Below are 22,946 nucleotides of genomic sequence, written 5' to 3'. Positions count from 1 at the left end.
AAAATTCATTACCTTTGCAGCATGGAATTAGAATCAATCTATCAAAAACTGCAGATTCAGGATATGAATCAGATGCAGAAATCTACTTATAAAGCTTCTGAAAACAATACAGACATTGTTTTACTTTCTCCTACAGGATCCGGGAAAACGCTTGCCTTTTTATTTCCTGTTCTCAGAAATCTGAAAAAAAACGTTCAGGGAGTTCAGGCATTGATATTAGTTCCGGCAAGGGAACTTGCTTTACAGATTGAGCAGGTTTTTAAATCCATGGGGACAGATTTTAAAGTTTCTGTCTGCTATGGTGGACATGACAAAAAAATTGAGGTTAATAATTTGATTGAAGCTCCGGCTGTATTAATCGGAACTCCTGGAAGAGTTGTTTACCATTTAAGAAATAATAATTTTGATCCGAAAACGATTAAAACATTAGTTCTTGATGAATTCGATAAAGCTCTGGAATTGGGGTTCCATGATGATATGGAATTTATTTCCAATTCTTTAAAAGGTCTTTCTCAAAGAATTTTAACATCTGCCACAGCTATGGATGAAATTCCGGCTTTTACAGGCTTAAAAGATGAAAAAATAATCAGTTTCCTTAAAGAAAATGATGTAAAACCGGATCTCCAACTGAGAAAAGTAATGACGATTCCTGAAGAAAAACTGGATACGCTTTTCAATCTGGTTTGTAAAATCGGGAACAAAAGGACTTTGATTTTCTGCAATCACCGTGAGGCTGTAGACCGTATCTCTGAACTTCTCAACCAAATGGGAATCGACAGAGAAACCTTCCACGGTGGTATGGAACAGGATGAAAGAGAACGTGCCTTACTGAAATTCAGAAATGATTCTGCAAGAATTCTTATTACCACAGATCTGGCTGCCCGCGGGCTTGATATTCCTGAAGTAGAATCAATTGTTCATTATCAGCTTCCTCCAAAAGAAGATGCTTTCATTCACAGAAACGGCCGTACAGCAAGAATGAATGCCAAAGGTTTTGTATACCTGATCATGACGGAAGATGAAAACTTTCCGTTCATTAAAAACAATACTCCTGAAGAAAATGTTGCCGGATTTACTAAAGTTCCACAAAAAACACCTTTCCAGACTGTTTATATCAGTGCAGGAAAAAAAGATAAAGTTAATAAAGTGGACATTGTGGGATATCTGCTAAAGAAGGGAGAGCTGCAAAAAGAAGATGTTGGAATTATTGAAGTAAAGGACACCACATCCTATGTTGCCGTTGCCAGAAATAAAGTAAATGCTCTTTTAAGAAAACTTCAGAACGAAAAACTGAAAGGTAAGAAAGTGAAAATGGAGGTTGCATATTAAACCTTCCACTCTACACTTTATTGTCATTGCGAGGAACACAGCAACGAAGCAATCCGCCCTCCCCGCAATGACATAATATTATTTAATTCCTCTCACCCTTGTAGGGAAAGTATATACAGATTTCGAGGCAGTAATGAAGAGAATATCATTGTTTTTGCCACCAAAAGTCACATTGGATGTCCATTTCTCAGGAATAGAAATATGATAGATTTTCTTTCCCAAACGGCTAAAAACATGTACACCATCTCCCGTTAAGTAAAGATTTCCGTGTTTATCCAGTTCCATTCCATCTGAGCCCATTTCGCAGAAGAGTTTTTTCTCAGACAATTTTCCTTCTCCCAGTATATCATATACGTAGGTTTTTCCGGCATCAATATCAGAAATATAAAGTTTCTTTAATTTTTCGCTTCCAACAATTCCATTAGGTTGTGTGAAGGTATCCAGTTTCGTTACTTTTCCGGTTCTATCCCTGTAATAAAGGCTTTTATGCTGGATCTCCTGTTTAAAACCAATCCAGTAATCTCTTTCATACAAAGGGTCTGTAAAATACATCCCTCCAAATTCATCATTCCATACATCATTAGGCCCATTCAATCTTTTTCCTTCAAAACCTTTTAACAGGACTTCTACTTTTTTATCTTTGGAAATCTTCCAGATCTCACCCTGATCGTCTGAACAGGTAATCAAATAGCCGTCTTTGTCAAAATGGGTTCCGTTGGCTCTTCCAGTTTTATCTAAAAACTCTATCACTTTATTGCTTTTCCAATCCCAATAATAAATTTTATCATTAGGCTGATCGGTAAAGTAAACATTCCCTTCTTCATCTGCTGATGGTCCTTCTGTGAAACTGAACTTATCGGAAACCATTTCCGGTTGTACTCCTTCATAAAACATTTTACTATAATTTACTGATTGACAGTTTACCAATGCGAAAACCAAACCAATCATACTTATTTTAAAGATATTCTTCATACTTCATTTTTAAAGCTGCAATTTACGATATGACCCAAAAGCATCAAAATATTTTCTCACTTTGACACAATAAAAATCACAGAAGTAAAATGTCTCAATTGTCCTATTTTGGACGTAGATCATATTAGTAATAAAAAGATATAATCCGGAGCTTTGCAGTAACAGAACCGGTCACTTTCTTCAAGAAAAAATATCTTAAAAAATGATGAGTCCGGACGAAAATTGTACCAAAATACTTTATAGCATACAACAATGAGCGCAGAGTCCAACAATATCAAGTCTTTGGAAATTGAAAATGAAGATTTCAGAAATTCCGTAGGAACTATGGATGAAACCGGGAAAAGAAAATGGATTTTCCCCAGAAAACCAAAAGGAAAGTATACCAACTACAGAAATTACACCAGCTATATTCTTCTTGCGATTTTCTTTGGGTTGCCTTTTGTAAAGATCAATAACAATCCTTTTCTTCTCATTAATGTGATCGACAGAAAGTTTTTTATCATTGGACAACCTTTCTACCTGCAGGACTTTTTTATCCTGGCTTTAGGAGCAGTAACCTCCGTGATTTTTGTAATGTTATTTACAGTAGTCTTCGGAAGAATATTCTGTGGCTGGCTTTGTCCGCAGACCCTTTTCATGGAAATGGTTTTCCGCAAAATCGAATACTGGATTGAAGGTGACCGAAATAAACAAATGAAACTTGACAGACAGGAATGGGATGCGGAGAAAATAAGAAAGAGGCTGACTAAATGGTCTGTTTTTCTTCTTATTTCACTGATTATTTCTCACTTTATGTTCATGTATATTGTGGGCTACGAAGAAGTTTTCCGTATTATGAGTGAAGGACCGGAAGGAAACTCACTGAAGTTTCTTGTGATGATCTTCTTTACCCTGACGTTCTACTTCGTATTCGCATGGCTTCGTGAGCAGGTCTGCACACTGGTTTGTCCTTACGGAAGACTGCAAGGTGTATTGATTGACAAGCAAACCATTAATGTATACTATGATTTTAAAAGAGGGGAAGGCCGTGCAAAATGGAGAAATAACGAAGACAGAAAAGCAGCAGGAAAAGGAGATTGTATCGACTGTAACCAATGTGTTGTGGTATGTCCTACAGGAATCGATATCAGAAATGGACAGCAATTGGAATGTGTAAACTGTACAGCCTGTATCGATGCCTGTGATGAAGTCATGGAAAAGGTTGGTTTGCCTAAAGGTCTGGTACGTTACGCAACAGAAGCCGAGATTGAAAACCAGGATAAATTCCGCTTTACCCCAAGAATGAAAGCAACAACTGTTATCCTTGCATTGTTAATCGGATTCCTTGGATTTTTAATGTACGACCGTGGTTCTATGGAAGCAAAATTCATCAAACCGGCAGGTTCTACATTCTTTGTTAAAAACGGTAAAATCACCAATACCTTTATTTATACTCTTCTGAATAAATCTAATGAAAAGAAAACCCTTTTCATCAAAGTGATTACTCCAACAAATGCAGAAATTACTTACTTCGGTTCTGAAAAAATCATATTGAAAGGAGATCAGATCCTGAAAGGAAACATTAACATTTCCTTCCCTGAAGAAGAAATTAAGTTCTCAAAACAGAATATGGTCATCGGCGTGTTCGATGAAAAAGGAAAACTTGTAGATTCGTTTGAAACGACTTTTGAAGGACCATTTAAGTTAGCTCTTTAGATTACAGATGATAGGTTGCAGGTCGTGGTGATTAGAAAAAGTAGTTGATATTTCCCTAATTCCCCTCCTCTGGAGGGGTGTCAAAAATTCAAAGAATTTTTGGCGGGGTGGTTTTCCAACACATTTCTCCCCAACCTTAAACCTTAAACTTTGGACTCATTAAGCCTTATATTTCCTCATAAACTGCGTGGGAGTCATTCCGGAGCTTTTCCGGAATACTCTTACAAAGTAGGAATATTCTTCATATCCTAAACGGAAAGCAATTTCAACCAGGCTTTCGTCCAGATACATGAGCATTCTTTTAGCTTCCAACACTACCCTTTCTGTAATTACATCAGTGGCTGTTTTTTGAACAACAGTCTGGGCAATTCTGTTCAGATGTTTGGATGAAATCCCTAATAAAGAGGCATAATGGGTAATGGATTTATGTTTTGTAAAGTTCTGTTCAATCAGATTTTCAAAATCCTGATAATGTTTAAAATAAGAAAGTCCGGCTGCTGAATCCATTGTATCAAAGTCCTTTGAAAACAATCTGGAAGCATTGATAAAAATCTGAGACATAAATGATAAAATCAGCCCTTCTTTCATGATACTTTTAGTCTGATGTTCTTCTCCCAATTCCTGAAATAAGCTAATATTTTTTTTAAGCTCACCAGCATCCAACTGCAGTTTTCTTGGAAAAGATACAGACCCAAAAAAAGGAAAATTTCTCAGTTTCTGATTCACATAATGCATTTCATAAAATTCCTGAGAACAAAAGAAAATATATCCATCAATATCCTCCGATAGCTCCCAGCTGTGAATCTGCCCCGGCGACAGAAAAAAAAGGCTTCCTTCCGAAACTTCATATCTCTGAAAATCTATTTCATGTACGCCTGTTCCTTTGGTAAAAAGAACAGAGGCATAGAAATCATGTCTGTGAGGTTTCTCTATATGACGATGTCCCACCACCAAATGATTCTTCATCGTGTTAAAATAAAAATCTGAAGTGTTTTTACCCGCCTGGAAAAGATCGATATGAAGAACAGAAATTGGATTCATTTATATTTATGTATCGTAAGAATTCACAAATTTAGACAAAAAAGAGCTGGCATATAACGGTCCTCTGTATATGCTACAATAAATCTGTGCCATTGAATCATGAATTTGACCCTATAAATTCCTTTGAAACAAAGTATGACCGCACTTTTTACAATATATTTTGGGTGAAACTTTAAAAAATTTTTATCTTTGAAGTTTAGGAGTTGTAAAATGAAAATAAATTTACCTGATAAGCTGTATTATTCGATAGGAGAAGTTGCGAAAGCATTCGATGTAAACACTTCATTAATACGTTACTGGGAACAGGAATTCCCGATTATCAAGCCTAAAAAAAACAGAAAAGGAAACCGATATTTCACTCCTGAGGACATCAAAAACCTTCAGATGATCTACCATCTGGTAAAAGAAAAAGGGTATACCCTGGACGGAGCCCGCGTTGCCCTGACCACCAACAGTAAAATTTCTGAAACCATCACTCTGATCGACCGCCTGGAATTTGTAAAAGCTGAATTGATTAAGCTGAAAGAGTCTTTGGGAGAAAGAGAAGAAGAGTAATTTCTTTGAAAACATAAAAACCTCCGCTGCAATGAATTGCAGCGGAGGTTTTTATATTTTAGTAACACATGAAAGCCAATGATTCACTATTGCTTTTTGTCCAAAATTATTCTTCTTTCTTAAAACTCACCACCAAATATTCTCCGTTAGAACAGTATTTCTTGCAGCTGTCATCTTTAAAGTTTTTAGGCTTTTTGGTGTACTCTTCAATATACCTCGCACTTTCAGCTGTATTAGCCGGAACTATAACAATATGGTAATTGTCAGCCACTGTACTGTCGGCTTTTTTCAATGCCTCTTCCTTGTATTTCAATGCTTCAGTGTAATTCATATTTATATCGATTAATAAGGTGTGATAAAAAATTTACAAAAACCAAGCCGTTTGAAGAAATACATTCTAAAATGCAGTCAAGTCTTTTATTTCTCTACGAAATTATATCACATAAAAGACAATATTCCCGCCACCTTTTAAACCATAAAATACTTTCTCTACATCATTTTTAACCATTTCATAATCAACTATTGCCATGCTTTATTTCTATTAATACATTTACTGTATGATGAGAAAAAACTATTACCGAAAACTGGCATTGATGGTCACCTTGCTGACTGTTTTATTAGCCTATCAGAAATACACCAGCCGTGAAAAAGAACCTTTTCCTGAAGTTACCTTTATCAAAGATTCTTCAATACGGGATCTATCAGATTTTGATCCTAATATACTGGACAAAGAACAGTGGCTGAAACTTGGATTTTCAGAGAAACAAACAGCAACCATCCTGAAATATAAAGATATGGTAGGAGGAAAATTTACTTCAAAAGAACAGTTGAAAAAATGTTATGCTATTTCCGAAGAGAAATTCAGTGAGCTAGCCTCTTTCATCTTGCTTCCTGAAGCAGCAGAAAAAGGAGATTCCAAAAGATTCACTCCATACGGGAAGAAAGGAATTATGATTTCAGCGAAATTCAATCCTGATCGGTTTTCTGTCCACGACTGGCTTAAGATGGGTTTCAGTGAAAAGCAGGCAGAAGCTATTATAAAGTATAGAAATTATCTCGGGGGAAGTTTTATCAGTAAGGAAAAGTTTAAAGAATGCTTTATCATTTCCCCGGAAAATTACAGCAAAATCGCACCTTATCTTTTGCTGCCGGAAAACACTCCGGAAAACTTCAGGAATTTTGCGAAGGATAATACTGTAAAATCCAGAATTCAATATCATATTTTTGATCCTAATCAGCTTGATTTAGAGGGTTGGAAAACACTTGGATTCTCAGAGAAACAAGCAATCATAATCCTCAATTACCGGGACAGAAATTTACGGGGAAGTTTCAAAAGCCTAGAAGATCTGCAGAAATGTTTTGTGATCTCCGCAGAGAAATTTCAGGAGATGAAACCCTATATCAAAATTCAGGAAAAACAACAGGAAAAACAACAGGAAAAACAACAGGAAAAACAACAGGAAAAAACAGATTTTTCAAAAACAAATCTTAATACCATTACTTTCAAACAGCTTATAGAATTTGGTCTGGATGAAAGAAGTGCAGGCTCAATAATTGGCTTCAGAAAGAAGCTGGGAGGTTTTATGAATAAGCAGCAAATTTTAACCACCTACAACATAGATCAGGATCTGGTTCAAAAACTGATTTCAATAGCCCCGTTGAATATATCAAATGTACCCCGGTATTCATTAGTAGACGCACCTGAGGAATGGCTTAAAAATCATCCTTATTTCAAATATTCAGCAGACAAAATCATATTCTACCGGATCAGTAACCCTGATGATAAGAAAATATGGAAACTTTTGAAACTGAAACCTGAGTATGAAGAAAGAATGAAATTATATGTAAAATAACATGAACCCTAAAATAGGCGTAAACTCTTCCAAAATATTCCGGAAGAGTTACGTCCTGTAAAATAATATCTTCGATTTTAGTGATGCATGTAGTTGCTTGGCCCATTAGTCCCTTCAATGGATTCCGGCAGTATTCCGTATTTATTACGTAAATCTACTGTGCCTAATTTTTTTTCCGTATTAATATCAATTATACTGATCGTACCGGAATTTAAGTTGGGAAGATCCAATAAATTATTCTGTACTGCTACAACTTCTTTTCCTGATTTGGTTTTAAAGAAAGCCATATGATGTGCGCCTTTATCCGCATCCAGAGTCTTCAAAAGCTTTAGTTGAGGAAGATTATTAATATCAAAGACAAGTACTTTTCCAGGTTCTGCAAAACTCACGTACAATTTGTTGGTATCATCGATATACATTTCAAGTGCCCAGCCTAAACCTTTTGTGCTTCCGTCAAAAATCTTAGTAAAAGCATCATATTTTTTGGTTATAGCATTATAGGGAGCTATCCAGATATCTCCACCAAGCATTGTAGTAGCAAGTGCATATTGCGGGAACTTTCCGCGCAGTAACAAGACTTCTACAGGAGCAGATAAATCAGTTGGAGAGTCTGCAACCTGATAGGTTTCCTTTATTTCGTAAGTATTGAGATCTAATAAAGTACAGGTATTACCCATTCCGGTAGTAAGATCAGGGTGAATAGTGGATGATACCATCATCAATCCTTTTTCCTCATTGATGGAAATACCGTGTGGATACATGATAAACTTATTTGGGTTAGTCTGAATGGGTGCTTTAATCGTTTTGATAAGCTTATTATTAGCCGCGTTAAAAACACCTATACTTCCGTCTTTTGGACCTCCTGCTCCACCCATAAAGGTCATAAAATACCTTCCGTCATTGGTAAAAAATAAATTTTCGCCTACCGTATTCTCGCCCGTATCAACAGGAGTTGCGTTCAATAATATGGGTTGTCCGTTTTGGTCTTGTCCGGTTTTTACTTCGTAGAGATAGCTGCCTCCCAAAGCAGTTGTGAACATTTTATTGGCATTCTGATTGTAGTAAATATGATGCGGCAGTACACCAATGCCCAATTCAAGTTTGCTGCTTATATTTCCAAAATTGGGTGCTTCAGGATCAAGTTCAATAACGGCAATTCCGTCTGGTAATCCTTTTAAACTTCTGTAATCAATGTAAAATGAAGAATCATGTGGATGATCCGGATAATGATTATCATTTTGACAACTCACTAATATTACCAAAGTAATACATAATAGAACTGAATTAAGACTTAATTTCATGATTTTCAGGCTATTATTGTTAATATTATAAATATAAAACATTTTCACTGAAAAATAAAATATATTACACCAATACGTGAAAAAACAATAAATAACATTAAAAAATAATGCTTCCCATAGGTAATACAAGGAAGCATGAAATTAAAAACCGTTAAGTATTTTAGATATTTTTAATCAATTGTTTTACTGGAATCTGCCAGCAGGGAGTTAAGTGTATTCAGTTCCTCATCCGTCATATCTCTCCATTTCCCGATAGGTAAATCAAGTTTGATATTCATGATACGGATTCTCTTAAGTTTTTTTACTTCGTATCCAAGATATTCACACATTCTTCGGATCTGTCTGTTCAATCCCTGAGTAAGAACAATTCTGAAATTCATTTCATCAATCTTTTCTACCTCACATTTTTTAGTCACGGTATCAAGAATTGGAACACCGTTTCGCATTTTTTCCAAAAATCTTGGTGTGATAGGTTTGTCTACCCGAACAAGATATTCTTTCTCGTGGTTATTTCGTGCTCTAAGAATTTTATTAACGATATCACCATCGCTCGTTAAGAAAATAAGTCCTTCACTTGGTTTATCCAGTCTTCCGATCGGAAAAATTCTTTTGGGGTGATTGATATAATCTACGATATTATTTTTTTCACGTTTTGTATCCGTGGTACAAACGATTCCTACCGGCTTATTAAAAACGATATACACCGGTTTTTCCTGAGGCTCTCTGATCAGTTTTCCATCTACTTCTACAAGATCTTCATCAGAAACTTTGGTTCCTAACTCAGGAATTTTCCCGTTTATCTTGATCCTTCCTTCTTCCAAAAGTTTATCTGCTGCTCTCCTTGAACAGTATCCCACTTCTGATAAATATTTATTGATACGCGTTTTTTCCATTAGTCTTTTCCGTAGCCGGTATAATTTTTATTACTGAAATCGGAGGTCCATAGTTTAAATCTATGAAAAATCATCATCCCATCTTGCAGTTTATGTGATTTGAAAACGATTCCTCCTTTTGGCTCAATATTTTTGAATAGGAAACTTGTATTTTCAGTATTTCCTAATGCAAAATTAGGAAGAAAATGATATTCTTATGAAAGTAATACCATAATCAATATTTCCTGATGGTGTATTATTTTCAATCTCCTGAGAATTGCTGGTTTAATTTTTACAGACCTTCAAATCTGTACTCGTTATTCAGGAACTGATCTGTAGCATCTTCAATGGCATAGTCGCCAATCTTGGTACGTCTCAGCTGTGTCAGATAAGCTCCTACTCCCAATTCCTGCCCGATATCATGGGCCAGACTTCTGATGTAGGTTCCTTTTGAACATCCTACCATAAAACTCACCACAGGAAAATCAATTTTAATATCCTTGATGTAATGGATCGTTGTTTTTCTTGCTTTCATTTCCACTTCTTCACCAGCTCTGGCAAGGTTGTATGCTCTTTCACCATCAATTTTAATAGCCGAATAAACAGGTGGTTTCTGTTCAATTTCTCCAACAAATTTTTCCAACACTTCTTTTACCTGTTGTTCAGTAATATGCGAGATATCCTGTTGAAGAATTTCAGGCTTTTCAGTATCATAGGATTCCGTTTGTACACCAATCTTGATCTCTGTCCAATATTCTTTGGGAGCATCCTGAATTTCAGGAATTTTCTTTGTAAATTTTCCACAGCAGACAATAAGAAGCCCAGTTGCTCTGGGATCTAAAGTTCCGGCGTGTCCGATTTTAAATTTTTTAGGAAGATCAAACTCCCTCTTAAGTTTATATTTCATTTTATTGACAGCCTGGAAAGAAGTCCAGTCCAAAGGCTTATCCAATAAAAAAATGTATCCTGATTTCAGTTCTTCAGCAGTCATTCTTTTCCAATATTGTCTATTTCTCTCACTTGTTTGAAACTAACTTTATATTTATTTACAAGATAAAGAAGAATTATTAAAAATACAGTTATTACAGCTTTACAATAATAAGGGGTATAATCATAATAATGATTAAAAAATAAAGCAATAAAAGATTTAATATTTATTAATAAAACTAATATGAGATAAATATTTATTAATCGTATTGTAATTCTTTTTTTGTTAATCAAGAAAATGAAAATTATAATTGCAAAAATAAGAATACTTGTTACAAAAATATCATGTTCTAAACCTACATTATAAGCAAAAGGATGGATATTTAAAGGAATAAAGATAAAGCCACCAAGGATGAAAAATAACAGACAAAGTAGATAAACAAATTTCTCTTTAAATAATATGTTTTGCATTATTTAAAGAAATAAAAATAAATCAACAGGGCAACTCCAACAAAAATACGGTACCAGCCCCAAGGTTTGAATCCATATTTGTTAAGCACACCAATAAATGCTTTAATGGCAATAAGTGCTACAATAAATGCTACAATATTTCCTACCACGAAGATCATAATGTGATCCTGTGAAGACATAATCATTTCATATCCTTTCTGTGGATTTGCGGTTTCTTTTCCCCAGGTCTTAACAAAAACTGAGTACACTGTTACCGCAAGCATGGTAGGAACTGCAAGAAAAAAAGAGAATTCTGCAGCAGCCTTTCTGGTAAGACCTTGTGCCATTCCCCCAATGATGGAAGCAGCACTACGGCTTGTACCCGGCATCATTGCAAGACACTGCCAGAAACCAATGGTAACAGCATTTCTTATCGTAATTCCTTTTTCATCATCAATCTTAGGATTCTTAAACCATTTATCTGCAAACAGCAAAACAACACCCCCTAAAACCAATACGGAAGAAATCGCAATCTGGTTCCCAAGAACGGCTTCAATTTTATCATCGAATAAATATCCCAATACCAAAGCCGGAACTACGGCAAATGCAAGTTTGAAATAGAACTGAATATTATTTAAGTCAAAAAACTTTTTCCAATAGGCTACTACCACAGATAAAATAGCTCCAAACTGAATAGACACCTGAAACATTTTTAAAAATTCTGTTTCTTCCAACCCCATAAGATTCGCAGTAAATCCCATATGTGCTGTAGAGGAAATCGGAAGATATTCCGTCAAGCCTTCTACAATGGCAATAATAATTGCTTTGATTAAATCCATATTCTTTTAAAAATTAAAAAGATTAAAAGATTTAAGAATTAGAAAAATCAGCTCATTGGCTTACATCTTTCAATTCTTAAATTTTTTAATCCTTAAATAAAATTATTTTATTTATTTTCTTTTTAAGATCGCGTACACTTCTATTGCAAATCCTATAACAACAAACAAAGGTGCTATTCTGATTCTTCTGATAGAAAAGATCCCGTCATTCCATGAGTTAGGATCAAATTTTCCATCTACAGTATTGGCATCAGGTCCCATCATCAGTAGAAATCCTACTACAATAAATGCTAATCCGATCAGCATCCATTTGAAATTCTGCTGTCCGAAATAGAAAGTGTTTTCCTGTGGTACTTCAGCTTCATGTCCAAAGTCTGAAGCGGAAAATTTATTTGTTTTTTTGCTCATTATTAAGAGTAATATAAATCGTCAACGTTTGATTTTAAGAATCTCCATGTAGCGAAAATTGTACTTAACACAGAAATAAAAATTCCTACTCCAAGTACCAGGATAACTAACCAGAAGTACTGATTGTTGTCCTGCACGAAAGCTGAACCAATCTGACTTGTGAAATAATACCAGACTCCACCTAACGCAATAAGACCTATTACAGAACCGATAGCTCCCAGAATAATAGCTTCTACAATGAAAGGTTTAAGGATAAATCTTCTTTTCGCTCCTACCAACTGCATTGTTTTAATAATAAATCTCTTTGAGAATATCTTCAGACGGATAGAGTTGTTGATCAATACAACTGCCAATATCAGAAACAGAATCGAAAATCCTAAAATCCATTTCAGAATTCTGCTCAGGTTATTGTAAACATCTACCATCAAAGTACTGTCATTTTTAACATCGATAATCCCTGGAACAGATTTGATCTCTTTGATGGCTTCATCAATTTTTGCTGGATCTACGAATTCAGGTTTTAAAGCTACTTCAATAGAGGAAGGGAAAATATTTTCTTCGAACAATGCATCACTGTCGATTCCCATACTCTTTTTGGCTTCTTTAGCCGCCATATCCCTTGAAATATAAGTCGCTTTTTTTACAGGAGCTAATAACTGTACCTTTTTAAAAGTTTCTTCCTCAAGTTTTGCAATTTTTACAGAATCTTTAGCATCATAGTTTTCATCAAAGTAGGCATTCACCACCAACTGCTCTTTGATATAGTCAGAATACTTCTGGGCATTAATCAGAATAAGCCCCATTAATCCTAACAAAAATAACACTAAGGCAATACTTATCACTACTGTAATATTGCTGGACCGAAGCCTTTTCTTATTAAATTCATCTACAGATTTAGCCATTAATATTAAAATTTTTGGCTAAAATAGAAAAAATCTTCCGAAATTTGGGACGAAATAAAGAAAATCACTGTTAATAAAATCATAAAAAACTTTGAGTGTAAAAGCAAAAAAACATCTTGGACAGCACTTCCTGACAGATGAAAATATCGCAAGAAAAATTGTAGAAGGTCTTAGTTTTGAGAACTATACCAACATCATGGAAGTAGGCCCTGGAATGGGAGTTCTTACCAAATATCTTCTTGAAAAGGATCAGAACATTTACCTTGCAGAAATAGACACAGAATCTATTGAATACCTGAAAAACAATTATAAAAAAGTAACGGAAGAAACTTTTGTAGGAGATTTCCTGAAGCAGGATTTCAGTTTTATCAAAGACGATCAGATTGCTATCATTGGAAATTTCCCTTACAACATTTCGTCACAGATTCTGTTTCAGATTGTAGATCATTACCAATTGATCCCGGAAATGGTGGGAATGTTCCAGAAAGAGGTTGCTGAAAGAACGGCTGCTGTTCCCAGAACTAAAGATTACGGTATTCTTTCTGTTCTGATACAGGCGTATTATGATGTATCTTATATGTTTACGGTACATGAGAACGTCTTCAATCCTCCGCCAAAAGTAAAATCTGGAGTCATCAGACTTACAAGAAACCCTAAAGAAGGACTTACAGGCAATGAGGTTCTGTTTAAGCAGATTGTTAAGACAGGTTTCAACCAAAGAAGAAAAAAGCTTTCTAATGCTCTGAAATCATTAAACATTCCTGAAGCCTTAAAAGGACATGAATTTTTAGATAAGAGAGCGGAAGAACTTAGTGTTGCAGATTTTATACACTTTGCGAATCTCTGGAAAGAAAATCAATAGACAATTATTATAAAAAGCTCCTTTATCAAGAGCTTTTTTGTTGAATAAAGTACAATACCCTTATTCGTTAAAAGTAGAAAGCCTTTCAAATAAATTCGAAAGGCTTTCTTTTATAGTACATTATCAATTTTAGTTTCTGTTCTTCAGCATGATCCATCCTGACCAGTTCATCTGAGCTTTTGATTTTGGATACTCAAAGTTGAATTTATACCAGTATGTTGCTGTAGGAAGTCTCTTACCACCTACTGTTCCGTCCCAGGTAGGATTTTCTTTTGAGAATCTGAACATTTCTACTCCATATCTGTCATACACAGAACCTGTAAAGTTTTTAAAGTCTCCAAGAGCCTTAAGATCCAGTACATCGTTGATTCCGTCTTCGTTCGGCGTAATGATATTGTTAATCTGCAATGTAAAGAATTCAAGAGATCCCACACAATGCGTTCCTACTCTTCTTACTAAAACAGTGTAGTTTGTATTATCTAAAAGGTTAGTAAATACATTAGAAGCCTGCCATGTAATACCATTGTCAATAGAATATTCCAAAGTACTTGGTGTATTGTTCATTGGCGGGTTTTCCGCTGTAATTGTTACTGACTTTTTGATACTTTCATAATTTAAAGCGGTAACGAAAGGAGTTGCTGCTCCCATTACTTTAGCTTCAAAAACTTTCTTACAGATACCGTTATCAATTTCCACTGAGTAAATACCCCATTGGTTTACATTAATTTTCTGCGTTGTAGCACCTGTGCTCCAAAGATATTTATAACCGTCACCAGCTCCTGCATCCAGGGTTACAACATCACCTACACACATTTCAACATCTTTCAATGTAGAGGTAATTTCTGGTGTCACTTCAATTCTAATTGTTGCCGGATTCAGAGATTTACATCCTTTTGCTCCAATTGCATATACTGTAAATGTGGTAGTCTGATACAGAGTAACGGTCTGCATATTCCCTGTTCCCATAAAATTGCTCCACAGATAAGTATCTCCTCCTTCAGCAGTAAGAGTTACAGATTCTCCCGGACAGATTTTTATTCTGGAAGCTTTCACTTTAGCGGTTGGGGTTGCTTCTTTCTGTAATGTCAGTTCTACAATTTTGCTACAGAATCCTCCATTGGAAACCAAAACATACAAAATCTGTCCATCGTTACCATTATAGTTTAAAGGAGTCTGAATATAGTTGTTATTCTGTGCAACAGCATCCGCCTGATTTTCGTAGAATTTAAAGATAGCTCCAGGCGTTGGGCTGATGGTAGGCATAATTGTACTTAAATCAAAAGTAGTAATATCCGGTGTGGTACAAAGCAGCAATGTTGCATCCTGAGCCTGAGGTGTTGTTCCTCCGTGAATCTGTATGGAAGCTTTACCCGGACATGGATTACCTGGAACACTTACTTCGATAGTATAAGTACCAGGCTGTATTGCAGTAATTGTATTAGTCGTTGCATTAGGTATTGGTGCACCGTTATAGAACCACTGATATACAAGGTTAGGGTCATTTACAGAAGCTGTAATTACCTGAGGGACATTATCACATACATTGATATCTGAAGGCAATTTGGTTCCTGCAGGATCTAAAAGGTCTACTCCGATATTGAAAGATCCACCTTCAAGGAATACTGCAGAGTCATAACTGTGGTCACTGTAATCGGCAATTACCATTTTGAAGTGGTATTGCTGTCCTGCTACTACGGTTGCCGTAGCAGTCAATGGAATCGTTCTTCCGTTAAAATTTGTTTCAACGTTCCCGGTGTTATATCCTGCAAAATATTGTTCGTTTACGGCACCACAACTCCCTGCAATTGCAGGGTGGATATTGGTAATACTTACCGGTCCTGCTCCTCCCGGAAGTACAGCCATATTTACATAAGGTCCACCTGAAGTAGGTCTCAATAAGATGGCAAATGCATCTGCAAAGGTACAAGGGAATGAGCCTGTATATTCTTCTGAGGCAATCAGATAATTAAATTTAATCTGAGAGGTGGTTGGAACGAAGTCAAACTCCAAAAGCACAGCATCATTCAATCTGCTTTCCACTACCCCAATCACCTGTGCAAGGTCAGCATCAGATCCTCCACCGTTCACATCACTAAGGCCACCCTCAAAGGTGTTACCAGCTCTTCTTGCAAATCCTGTGGAAAGAATAAGTCCATCTTTAAACGGAAAATTGGTTGCAGCCTTATGAAAATATCCCCATGCTCTGTTTGCCTCACTTGCAGCATGGTTAGGTGTAATCTTCACATTGGTTACATTGGGAGTAAGACAAGTATTGGTCCCGGATGAGATCAATACATCTTTAACCATTTTTTCAATAGTATAAGCTGTTTCAGGATACTGCGGAGCATTCACATCAATAAAAGCACCAGCCCTTCCGGATAGATTGGAAGGAATTTCTTTTGCCTGTTTTCGCGGAGGCAGATCTTGTGAAAATAAAAAAGTCGAGATGACTAAAAAAAATAAACAAAGCGGTAGATATCTTCTCATAATATTTTTGTTTCAACAAATTTAATTTTTTTTTAAATATATCATATACATATTTATATTTTTTACCACAAAAAAACAAAATAAGAACCTCTTACAGTAAATTTTCATTAATCAATCCCTATTCGGACAAATCATAAATAGTGTGGTAGCATTGTATTACAAAATATTTTAACATATTCCTCCCCTATTCCAAATAATTCACAAAACGCAACAATCTTTATTCCTAAAAACAACAAAATCTTTCATTGCTGAAAGATTTTGTTGTTGATTTTTTATTTTAGTAAATTCTAGTTTCTGTTCTTTAAGAGAATCCAACCTGAACGTTGTTCCATTTTCTTGCTGGCCGGATTTTCCCATTGTACTCTATACCAGTAAGTAGCGGTAGGAAGATTGATTCCTTTTAAAGATCCTGTCCATATAACATTACCTTTACTTGCTTTAAATACTTCCGCCCCGTATCGGTCGAAAATTGAAGCTGCGAAGTCTTTGTATCCGCTGATTCCAGTAAAGTCAATGGTATCATTTACACCATCCATATTTGGAGTAATAGCATTGCTGATAACAAATGTAAAGTAATCCAGTGAAGTACCACATTTGGCACCTTTCACTCTTACCATTACAGAATACATCGTATTATTCAAAATACCTGTAAATATATTGGATGGCTGCCATGTCAATCCTCCATCTATAGAATATTCTAAAGTTCCACCTGTAGGATTACTTGCCATAAGTGTAAGAATATGGTTATCATAAACAATATTGGTAAACTGTGGCAGATCAGGATTAATAAGCTGTGCAGAGAATGTTTTGGAACAAACCCCATTGCTGATTATCACAGAATACGTTCCGGGAATATTAGTGGTTATCGTCTGAGTCGTTGCTCCTGTACTCCATACATAAGTATAGTTGGGTCCTGCCCCGGCATCCAGAGTTCCTTTATCTCCTGCGCAGACAAATACATCTTTTAAGGTAGAAACAATCGCCGGAACTACTTCAATAGTAACTTTAGCCGGATTCACAGAGCTACATCCGTTTCCTCCTAATGCATATACTGAATACTCTGTTGTTACGGTAGGCGTCACTACCTGTGTGTTTCCGTTTCCTGTAAGTCCTACCCAGTTATAAGTGATCCCTCCTGTGGCAGTTAATGTTACAGATTCTCCTTCACAGATTTTTAATTTAGATGCTGTAAGACCTGCTATAGGTGGTCCTACCTGAACTGTAACAGTAGCGGGCGTTGCAGAAATACATCCGTTAGCTCCAACTGCAAATACCGTATAAACAGTAGTCGTAGTAGGTGAAACAACCTGAGTATTTCCATTTCCTGTAAGACCATTGCCCCAGTTATAGGTTACCCCTCCGGAAGCGGTCAACGTCACTGATTCTCCCACACAAATACGAGGTTGTGATGAAACCAATGCAGCAACCGGTTGTACTTTATCTTCCTGAACTGTTACTGTAGCAGTAAATGTACAGCTCAGGTTTCCTGGTTGTGAAATGTTAGTAACCGTTAGATTATAAGTTCCTCCAGAGCTTACAACAGGGGTAAGAGTATTACCTCCTGATACAATAGTTCCTCCGGTTGTTGTCCAGGCAATTGTAGATCCTGCAGGAACTACTGATGCCGAAGCATTGATAGTAACCTGAGGAGTTGTACAGGTAATTGTTTGTGGTGCAGCAATGGTAAGAGTAGTTTGGGCTGTGCTTAATAACTGCAGAGATACTACATAGCTGCAGCCTCCATTGCTTACTAACACATAAATAGTCTGGCTTCCTCCGGGAGGTGTATATGTTGTAGGTACTGCAATAAAGTTTCCGTTAGCTGCATTGGCATCAGCCTGATTGATATAATAAGTAAAAGTAACGCCTGCAGTAGTTGTAATCTGAGGCTGAGCTTCAGTAAGATTATAAGTTAATCCTGGCTGATAACACTTATGCAGTGTTGCATTTTGTGCTGTAAAAGGCTCTGAAACTTCTATTGTTATCGTTGCAGGGTTTTGAGAGACACAACCATTTGCACCTACTGCTGTTACGGTATAAGTAGTGGTAACAGTAGGTGAAACAACCTGTGTACTTCCGTTTCCTGTAAGGCCATTACCCCAGTTATAGGTAGCCCCGCCTGAAGCGGTAAGTGTTACAGAATCTCCTTTACAGATTTTTATTTTGCTTGCTGTAAGCCCGGTAACTGGCGGGGCACTGTTTCCTGTTACAGTTACAGTTCCTACAGCGGTACAGCTGATATTTCCAGGCTGATAAACTTTTGTAATAGTTAAAGTATATGTTCCTGCCGCATTAATGACAGGGTTTAAAGTAGTTCCTCCTGAAACAATATTTCCTCCTGTAGTTGTCCAGTTGAAAGTAGCTCCTGCCGGATAAACAGAGGCTGAAGCATCCAGTGTAGTCTGAGAGTTAGCACAGGTAAGTACAGCCGGAGGAGCAATAGTAGGCGTCATTTGTGGCGCCTTTACCAATTGCAGCTGTGCTACTTTTGCACAGAAACCGTTTGCTACTCTCACATACACCGTTCCACCTGCACTCTGATGAGCTGTTGGATTAGGAATTGTATTTGCATTTCCTGCATTAGCATCCGCCAATGTGGTATAGTAGGTAAACACAGCTCCCGGTGTGGTGCTTATTGAAGCTTGTGCTGATGTTAAATTAAAAGTTGCATTTCCGGCAGCATAACAGGCTGTTAATGTAGCATTCTGTACTGTAGGAGATGTTCCGCCAACTACTGTAATAGTAGCTTCCCCCGGACAGGTATTCCCCTGGATGAAAACCTTAACGGTGTATACCCCTGGTGCTGTTGCCGTGTAACTTGCATTGGTAGCTCCTGCAATCGGAGTGGTACCCTGATACCACTGATACGTTATATTAGGTCCCTGTACAGAGGCTGTAAAAGTCTGTGGTGTATTATCACACATATTAACAGAATCAGGAAGCTGCACGCCAGCCGGATCCAGGATTTTCACCCCGATATCAAATGATCCTGCTTCAAGAAATACTGCTGAATCAAAGTTGGGATCCTGATAATCCGCCAACACAATTTTAAAATGGTAGGTTTGCCCGGGAATGACAGTTGCTTTTGCTGTCAGAGGAATAGTACGTCCGTTAAAATTGGTTTCAATCTGAGCGGTATTTGTTCCTCCGTAATAGGCTTCATTCTTAGGTCCGCAGTTTTGATATTGCGGGTGAATATTCGTTACACTTACAGGTCCTGCTCCTCCGGGAAGCACTGCAAGATTGGTATAAGTAGGATCAGATGCCTTTTTTAACAGCAAAGCGAAACCATCTGTAATAGTACATGGAAAGTTTTGCTGATATTCTTTAGAAGCAAATAAATATCTGAAAGTAATTTCAGTAGAGGCGGCTACAAAGTCAAACTCTATAGAGGTTGCATTGGTTAGGTTATTGTTAGCAATCCCTAAAGCGTTCGCAAGATCTACATCTCCTCCGGTTCCCAGATCATCACTTAATGTTCCCTGAAAAGTATTCCCTGCTTTATTGGCATATCCGGTTGAAAGTATAATCCCTTTACTAAAAGGAAAGTTGGTATTTGATTTATTAAAATATCCCCAGCTACGGTTCTGATTGGTGGCAGACAAGTTAGGAGAAACGGTTACATTGCTTACCGTTGAACTGGTACAAGTAGAGCCTCCTGATATAAGCACATCATTTATAAGCTGGGTTATAGGATAGCCGGACTCCGGGTAACTAGGTGCATTTACATCTATAAAAACACCTGCCCTCAAAGAAGCAGCTTTAGGTTTTGCAGCAATTTCTACCCTTCCTTTATTTTGAGCCAAAACAAAGTTCCCCATGAAAGCTAAAAATAACGCTAAAAATAAATTTCCTCTCCTCCTATTTAACATTTTATATTATTTTGAACAAAAATACTATTTTTTTTGATTGAAATTCAAGTTAACACAATTTACATTATTACTAACGCAAATTTATTTATATTAGAATATCAACTCTGTTTATTTTAAAATAATAAAAAAAGACTGACGAAATAGTCAGTCTTTCAGTTATAGTTTAAATTATTCTATATTTTTAAGTAATATCCATCCTGTTTTTACAGTAAGTTCTTTACTTGCAGGATCTTCGAAGGTTACCTGATACCAATAGGTAGAAGTAGGAAGCTTTTTACCCTGGAAATATCCGTCCCAATATGGATTGATCTTCGCTGCTTTGAACACTTCTCTTCCATATCGGTCGAAAACCTGTCCGCTGAAATCTTTATAATTAACCACACCGCTGAAATCAATGACATCATTAATATTATCACCGTTTGGAGTAATTACATTTTTCATCACGAATGTAAAGAATTCAAGGAAACCTACACAGCTGGTAAATTTAACCCTAACTCTAATCGAAATGACTTTATTTTTAGGCACATTGTTAAACACATTTGAAGACTGCCATGTAACCCCGTTATCTACTGAATATTCCAGGATACCATTACTTGGATTACTTGCTGTAACGATCATAACTCCATTCTCACTATAATCCACTTTTATCACTTCAGGGATCACGGCCTTAATAACCTGAGTTTTGAACTCTTTTGAACAAACTCCGTTACTGATCGTTACCGAATATTCTCCAGGTGTGGCGACTGTAATACTTTGACTTGTTTCACCAGAACTCCATTGATATGTATATCCTGAACCAGAACCTGCATCCAGAATGATTTTATCACCCTGACAGATATGTCCTCCTTTTAAGTTGGAAACGATAGCCGGAACTACTTCAATGGTAATACGTGCCGGCTGAAGAGATTTACATCCCTGTGCCCCGATAGCATATACAGTATAGGTAGTAGTTTGAGTTGGGCTTACCGTTCTGATTCCTCCGGTAGTGGCTGCTGAATCACTCCATTCATAGGTTACACCACCTGTAGCTGTAAGCAAAACAGATTCTCCGGCACAGATTTTCAATCTTGGTGCGGTAAGTAAAGCCGTTGGTGTCTCTTCTTTTCTTAAAGTTAATGTTGCAATCTTACTACAGAAAGCTCCATTGGAAACCAATACGTATAATATCTGTCCATCTGTTCCTGAGTAGTTTGTGAGATTAGTGATGTAGCTGTTATTTTGAGCCTGTGCATCGGCCTGATTTGCATAAAAACGGAATACTGCTCCCTGCGTTGTACTGATTAAAGGTTTTGCTGTTTCCAGATTAAAACTGGTAATTGCAGGTGTAGTACAGAGTTTAAGTTCAGCATTCTGTACGGTAGGGCTCGTTCCTCCGATAATGGTAATAGTAGCTTCACTTGGACATTGATTTCCCGGGACCATTACTTTTACAGTATAGACTCCCGGTTGGGTAGCTACATACACAGCACTTGTTGCCCCTGGAATAGCCACTCCATCTTTATACCACTGATAAGTCATTCCCGGAATTGCTGCTACCTGTGCCTTTAACTGTTTCGGAGTATTATCACACATGTTGATAGTACCTGGTAACACAACTCCTGTTTCATCTACAATTTTAATTCCCACGTCGAAAGATCCTCCTTCTAAGAAAACTGCTGAGTCATGAGACGGGTCTTTGGCATCTGCCAATACCATTTTGAAATGATACGTTTGTCCTGGGATTACGTCTGCCACAGCTGTTAAAGGAGTTGTTCTTCCAAAATAATTGATTACTAAATGTGGATTTGCCAGTGCTCCAAAAAAAGCTGCATTAATTGGCCCACAGCTGAATCCATTTCCTGCAGGAACAATATTGGTTGCACTTACAGGTCCGGCACCTCCCGGCAATACGGCCAGGTTAGTATAGGTAGGATCTCCAACTTTCTTTAATAAAAGAGCAAAGGCATCAGAATAGCCCAGACATGGATAATTGGAAGTATATTCATCAGAAACGAATATGTAATTAAATTTTACCTGGTTTGAATTCGGAACGAAATCAAACTCAAGGGCTACCGCATCGGTTAAACTTACATTGGCTCCGGTAGCGGCTACAAGATCCGCATCACTTCCTGTTCCTACTGATTGTCCTACAGCGGCTACATAGTTGTTTCCAGCTTCAGATGCATATCCTGTAGTAAGGACAATCCCATCCGTAAAAGGAAAATTAGTAGTTCCTTTATGAAAATACCCCCAGAATCTGTTGCTGTTTGTCACATCATGATTAGGAGATACAGTAACGTTGGTAACATTGGCTGTTGTACAATTGGTACCGCCATTGATCAAAATATTCTTTACCAACTGCTCGGGAGTATAATTTGAAGGGGTGTAAGGCGGTACATTCACATCTATAAATGCTCCGGCCCTGAGAGCGGCGGCAGAAGGTTTTATTCTTTCTGATTTTCTGACAGGTCTCGTTTGAGAAAATGCAGAAACAGAAATCAATAAAAAAGAAAAAAGGAAAAAATAGTTTTTTAGTCTATAGATTAACATTTTGTTTTCATTTGTTCAAATGTAGCAAAAATAATCATACCAAATCAGCCTT

At 36.8% G+C, this 22,946-nt stretch carries 18 protein-coding genes; 5 read left to right on the top strand and 13 right to left on the bottom strand.

From position 1 onward, the window contains the following. Nucleotides 1–21 precede the first annotated feature (21 nt). A complete protein-coding gene (locus RHP76_RS22770) occupies nt 22–1,329 on the top strand; it encodes a DEAD/DEAH box helicase (protein ID WP_120230475.1) in 1,308 nt (435 codons plus the stop codon). Nucleotides 1,330–1,407: 78 nt separating this feature from the next. On the opposite strand, the gene RHP76_RS22765 is transcribed toward RHP76_RS22770, so the two are convergent. Further along, nucleotides 1,408–2,301: an SMP-30/gluconolactonase/LRE family protein gene (locus tag RHP76_RS22765; protein ID WP_062671071.1), complete on the bottom strand. Its 894-nt coding sequence runs from the start codon at nt 2,299–2,301 to the stop codon at nt 1,408–1,410. 252 nt (nt 2,302–2,553) lie between these two features. Here RHP76_RS22765 and ccoG point away from each other — a divergent pair, with 252 nt between their 5' ends. Then, nucleotides 2,554–3,996, top strand: coding sequence for a cytochrome c oxidase accessory protein CcoG (ccoG, locus tag RHP76_RS22760; RefSeq protein WP_062671073.1), 1,443 nt, complete (start codon nt 2,554–2,556; stop codon nt 3,994–3,996). A 159-nt stretch (nt 3,997–4,155) separates the two neighbouring features. On the opposite strand, the gene RHP76_RS22755 is transcribed toward ccoG, so the two are convergent. Then, complete coding sequence (locus RHP76_RS22755) at nt 4,156–5,037, bottom strand: AraC family transcriptional regulator (RefSeq protein WP_311229142.1); 882 nt, start codon at nt 5,035–5,037, stop codon at nt 4,156–4,158. 210 nt (nt 5,038–5,247) lie between these two features. Between RHP76_RS22755 and RHP76_RS22750 the strand changes: the two genes are divergently transcribed. After that, nucleotides 5,248–5,592: a MerR family transcriptional regulator gene (locus RHP76_RS22750; protein WP_034695336.1), complete on the top strand. Its 345-nt coding sequence runs from the start codon at nt 5,248–5,250 to the stop codon at nt 5,590–5,592. A gap of 106 nt (nt 5,593–5,698) precedes the next feature. Here the strand turns inward: RHP76_RS22750 and RHP76_RS22745 are convergent, their stop codons facing one another. Further along, the gene (locus tag RHP76_RS22745; protein ID WP_123278051.1) at nt 5,699–5,923 is read right to left on the bottom strand and encodes a hypothetical protein; all 225 of its coding nucleotides are present in this window, start codon (nt 5,921–5,923) and stop codon (nt 5,699–5,701) included. A gap of 226 nt (nt 5,924–6,149) precedes the next feature. Here RHP76_RS22745 and RHP76_RS22740 point away from each other — a divergent pair, with 226 nt between their 5' ends. Further along, nucleotides 6,150–7,445, top strand: coding sequence for a ComEA family DNA-binding protein (locus tag RHP76_RS22740; RefSeq protein WP_311229141.1), 1,296 nt, complete (start codon nt 6,150–6,152; stop codon nt 7,443–7,445). Nucleotides 7,446–7,522: 77 nt separating this feature from the next. On the opposite strand, the gene RHP76_RS22735 is transcribed toward RHP76_RS22740, so the two are convergent. From RHP76_RS22735 to RHP76_RS22705, 7 genes are all read right to left on the bottom strand, one after another. Continuing rightward, nucleotides 7,523–8,746, bottom strand: a complete 1,224-nt coding sequence (locus tag RHP76_RS22735) for a YncE family protein (protein ID WP_311229140.1) — start codon at nt 8,744–8,746, stop codon at nt 7,523–7,525. Between the two features lie 170 nt (nt 8,747–8,916). Continuing rightward, a complete protein-coding gene (rluF, locus tag RHP76_RS22730) occupies nt 8,917–9,639 on the bottom strand; it encodes a 23S rRNA pseudouridine(2604) synthase RluF (RefSeq protein WP_311229139.1) in 723 nt (240 codons plus the stop codon). Between the two features lie 271 nt (nt 9,640–9,910). Beyond that, the gene (gene truB / locus RHP76_RS22725) at nt 9,911–10,609 is read right to left on the bottom strand and encodes a tRNA pseudouridine(55) synthase TruB (protein ID WP_062671113.1); all 699 of its coding nucleotides are present in this window, start codon (nt 10,607–10,609) and stop codon (nt 9,911–9,913) included. Beyond that, on the bottom strand, nt 10,606–11,016 hold the full coding sequence (locus tag RHP76_RS22720; RefSeq protein ID WP_120233166.1) for a hypothetical protein: 411 nt from the start codon (nt 11,014–11,016) through the stop codon (nt 10,606–10,608). Before RHP76_RS22720 ends, truB begins: the two co-directional genes overlap by 4 nt. Next, nucleotides 11,016–11,834 carry an undecaprenyl-diphosphate phosphatase gene (locus RHP76_RS22715; RefSeq protein ID WP_062671115.1) on the bottom strand — a complete coding sequence of 273 codons (819 nt, stop codon included), beginning with the start codon at nt 11,832–11,834 and terminating at the stop codon, nt 11,016–11,018. The genes RHP76_RS22720 and RHP76_RS22715 overlap by 1 nt, the downstream gene beginning before the upstream one ends. A 111-nt stretch (nt 11,835–11,945) precedes the next feature. Next, on the bottom strand, nt 11,946–12,242 hold the full coding sequence (locus RHP76_RS22710) for a DUF3098 domain-containing protein (RefSeq protein ID WP_062671117.1): 297 nt from the start codon (nt 12,240–12,242) through the stop codon (nt 11,946–11,948). A 2-nt stretch (nt 12,243–12,244) separates the two neighbouring features. Beyond that, entirely contained in the window at nt 12,245–13,144 is a 900-nt protein-coding gene (locus RHP76_RS22705) for a cell division protein FtsX (RefSeq protein WP_062671119.1), read from the bottom strand. A 91-nt stretch (nt 13,145–13,235) separates the two neighbouring features. On the opposite strand from RHP76_RS22705, the gene rsmA reads away from it, so the two are divergent. Next, nucleotides 13,236–14,006 (top strand): 16S rRNA (adenine(1518)-N(6)/adenine(1519)-N(6))-dimethyltransferase RsmA, encoded by a 771-nt coding sequence (gene rsmA, locus RHP76_RS22700; RefSeq protein WP_123278054.1) that lies wholly within the window; start codon nt 13,236–13,238, stop codon nt 14,004–14,006. Between the two features lie 129 nt (nt 14,007–14,135). Here rsmA and RHP76_RS22695 read toward each other — a convergent pair whose 3' ends face one another. The 3 genes from RHP76_RS22695 to RHP76_RS22685 form a co-directional block, all read right to left on the bottom strand. Further along, the gene (locus tag RHP76_RS22695; RefSeq protein ID WP_062671124.1) at nt 14,136–16,493 is read right to left on the bottom strand and encodes a choice-of-anchor L domain-containing protein; all 2,358 of its coding nucleotides are present in this window, start codon (nt 16,491–16,493) and stop codon (nt 14,136–14,138) included. 287 nt (nt 16,494–16,780) lie between these two features. Beyond that, on the bottom strand, nt 16,781–20,365 hold the full coding sequence (locus RHP76_RS22690) for a choice-of-anchor L domain-containing protein (RefSeq protein WP_311229138.1): 3,585 nt from the start codon (nt 20,363–20,365) through the stop codon (nt 16,781–16,783). 168 nt (nt 20,366–20,533) lie between these two features. After that, nucleotides 20,534–22,894 (bottom strand): choice-of-anchor L domain-containing protein, encoded by a 2,361-nt coding sequence (locus tag RHP76_RS22685; protein ID WP_311229137.1) that lies wholly within the window; start codon nt 22,892–22,894, stop codon nt 20,534–20,536. Nucleotides 22,895–22,946 lie beyond the last annotated feature (52 nt).

The organism is Chryseobacterium sp. SG20098 (assembly GCF_031844745.1).
In the GTDB taxonomy this organism is placed as follows: domain Bacteria; phylum Bacteroidota; class Bacteroidia; order Flavobacteriales; family Weeksellaceae; genus Chryseobacterium; species Chryseobacterium cucumeris.
Note: the sequence above shows the minus strand (reverse complement) of the source record. Positions and strands in the feature narration are given on the sequence as shown.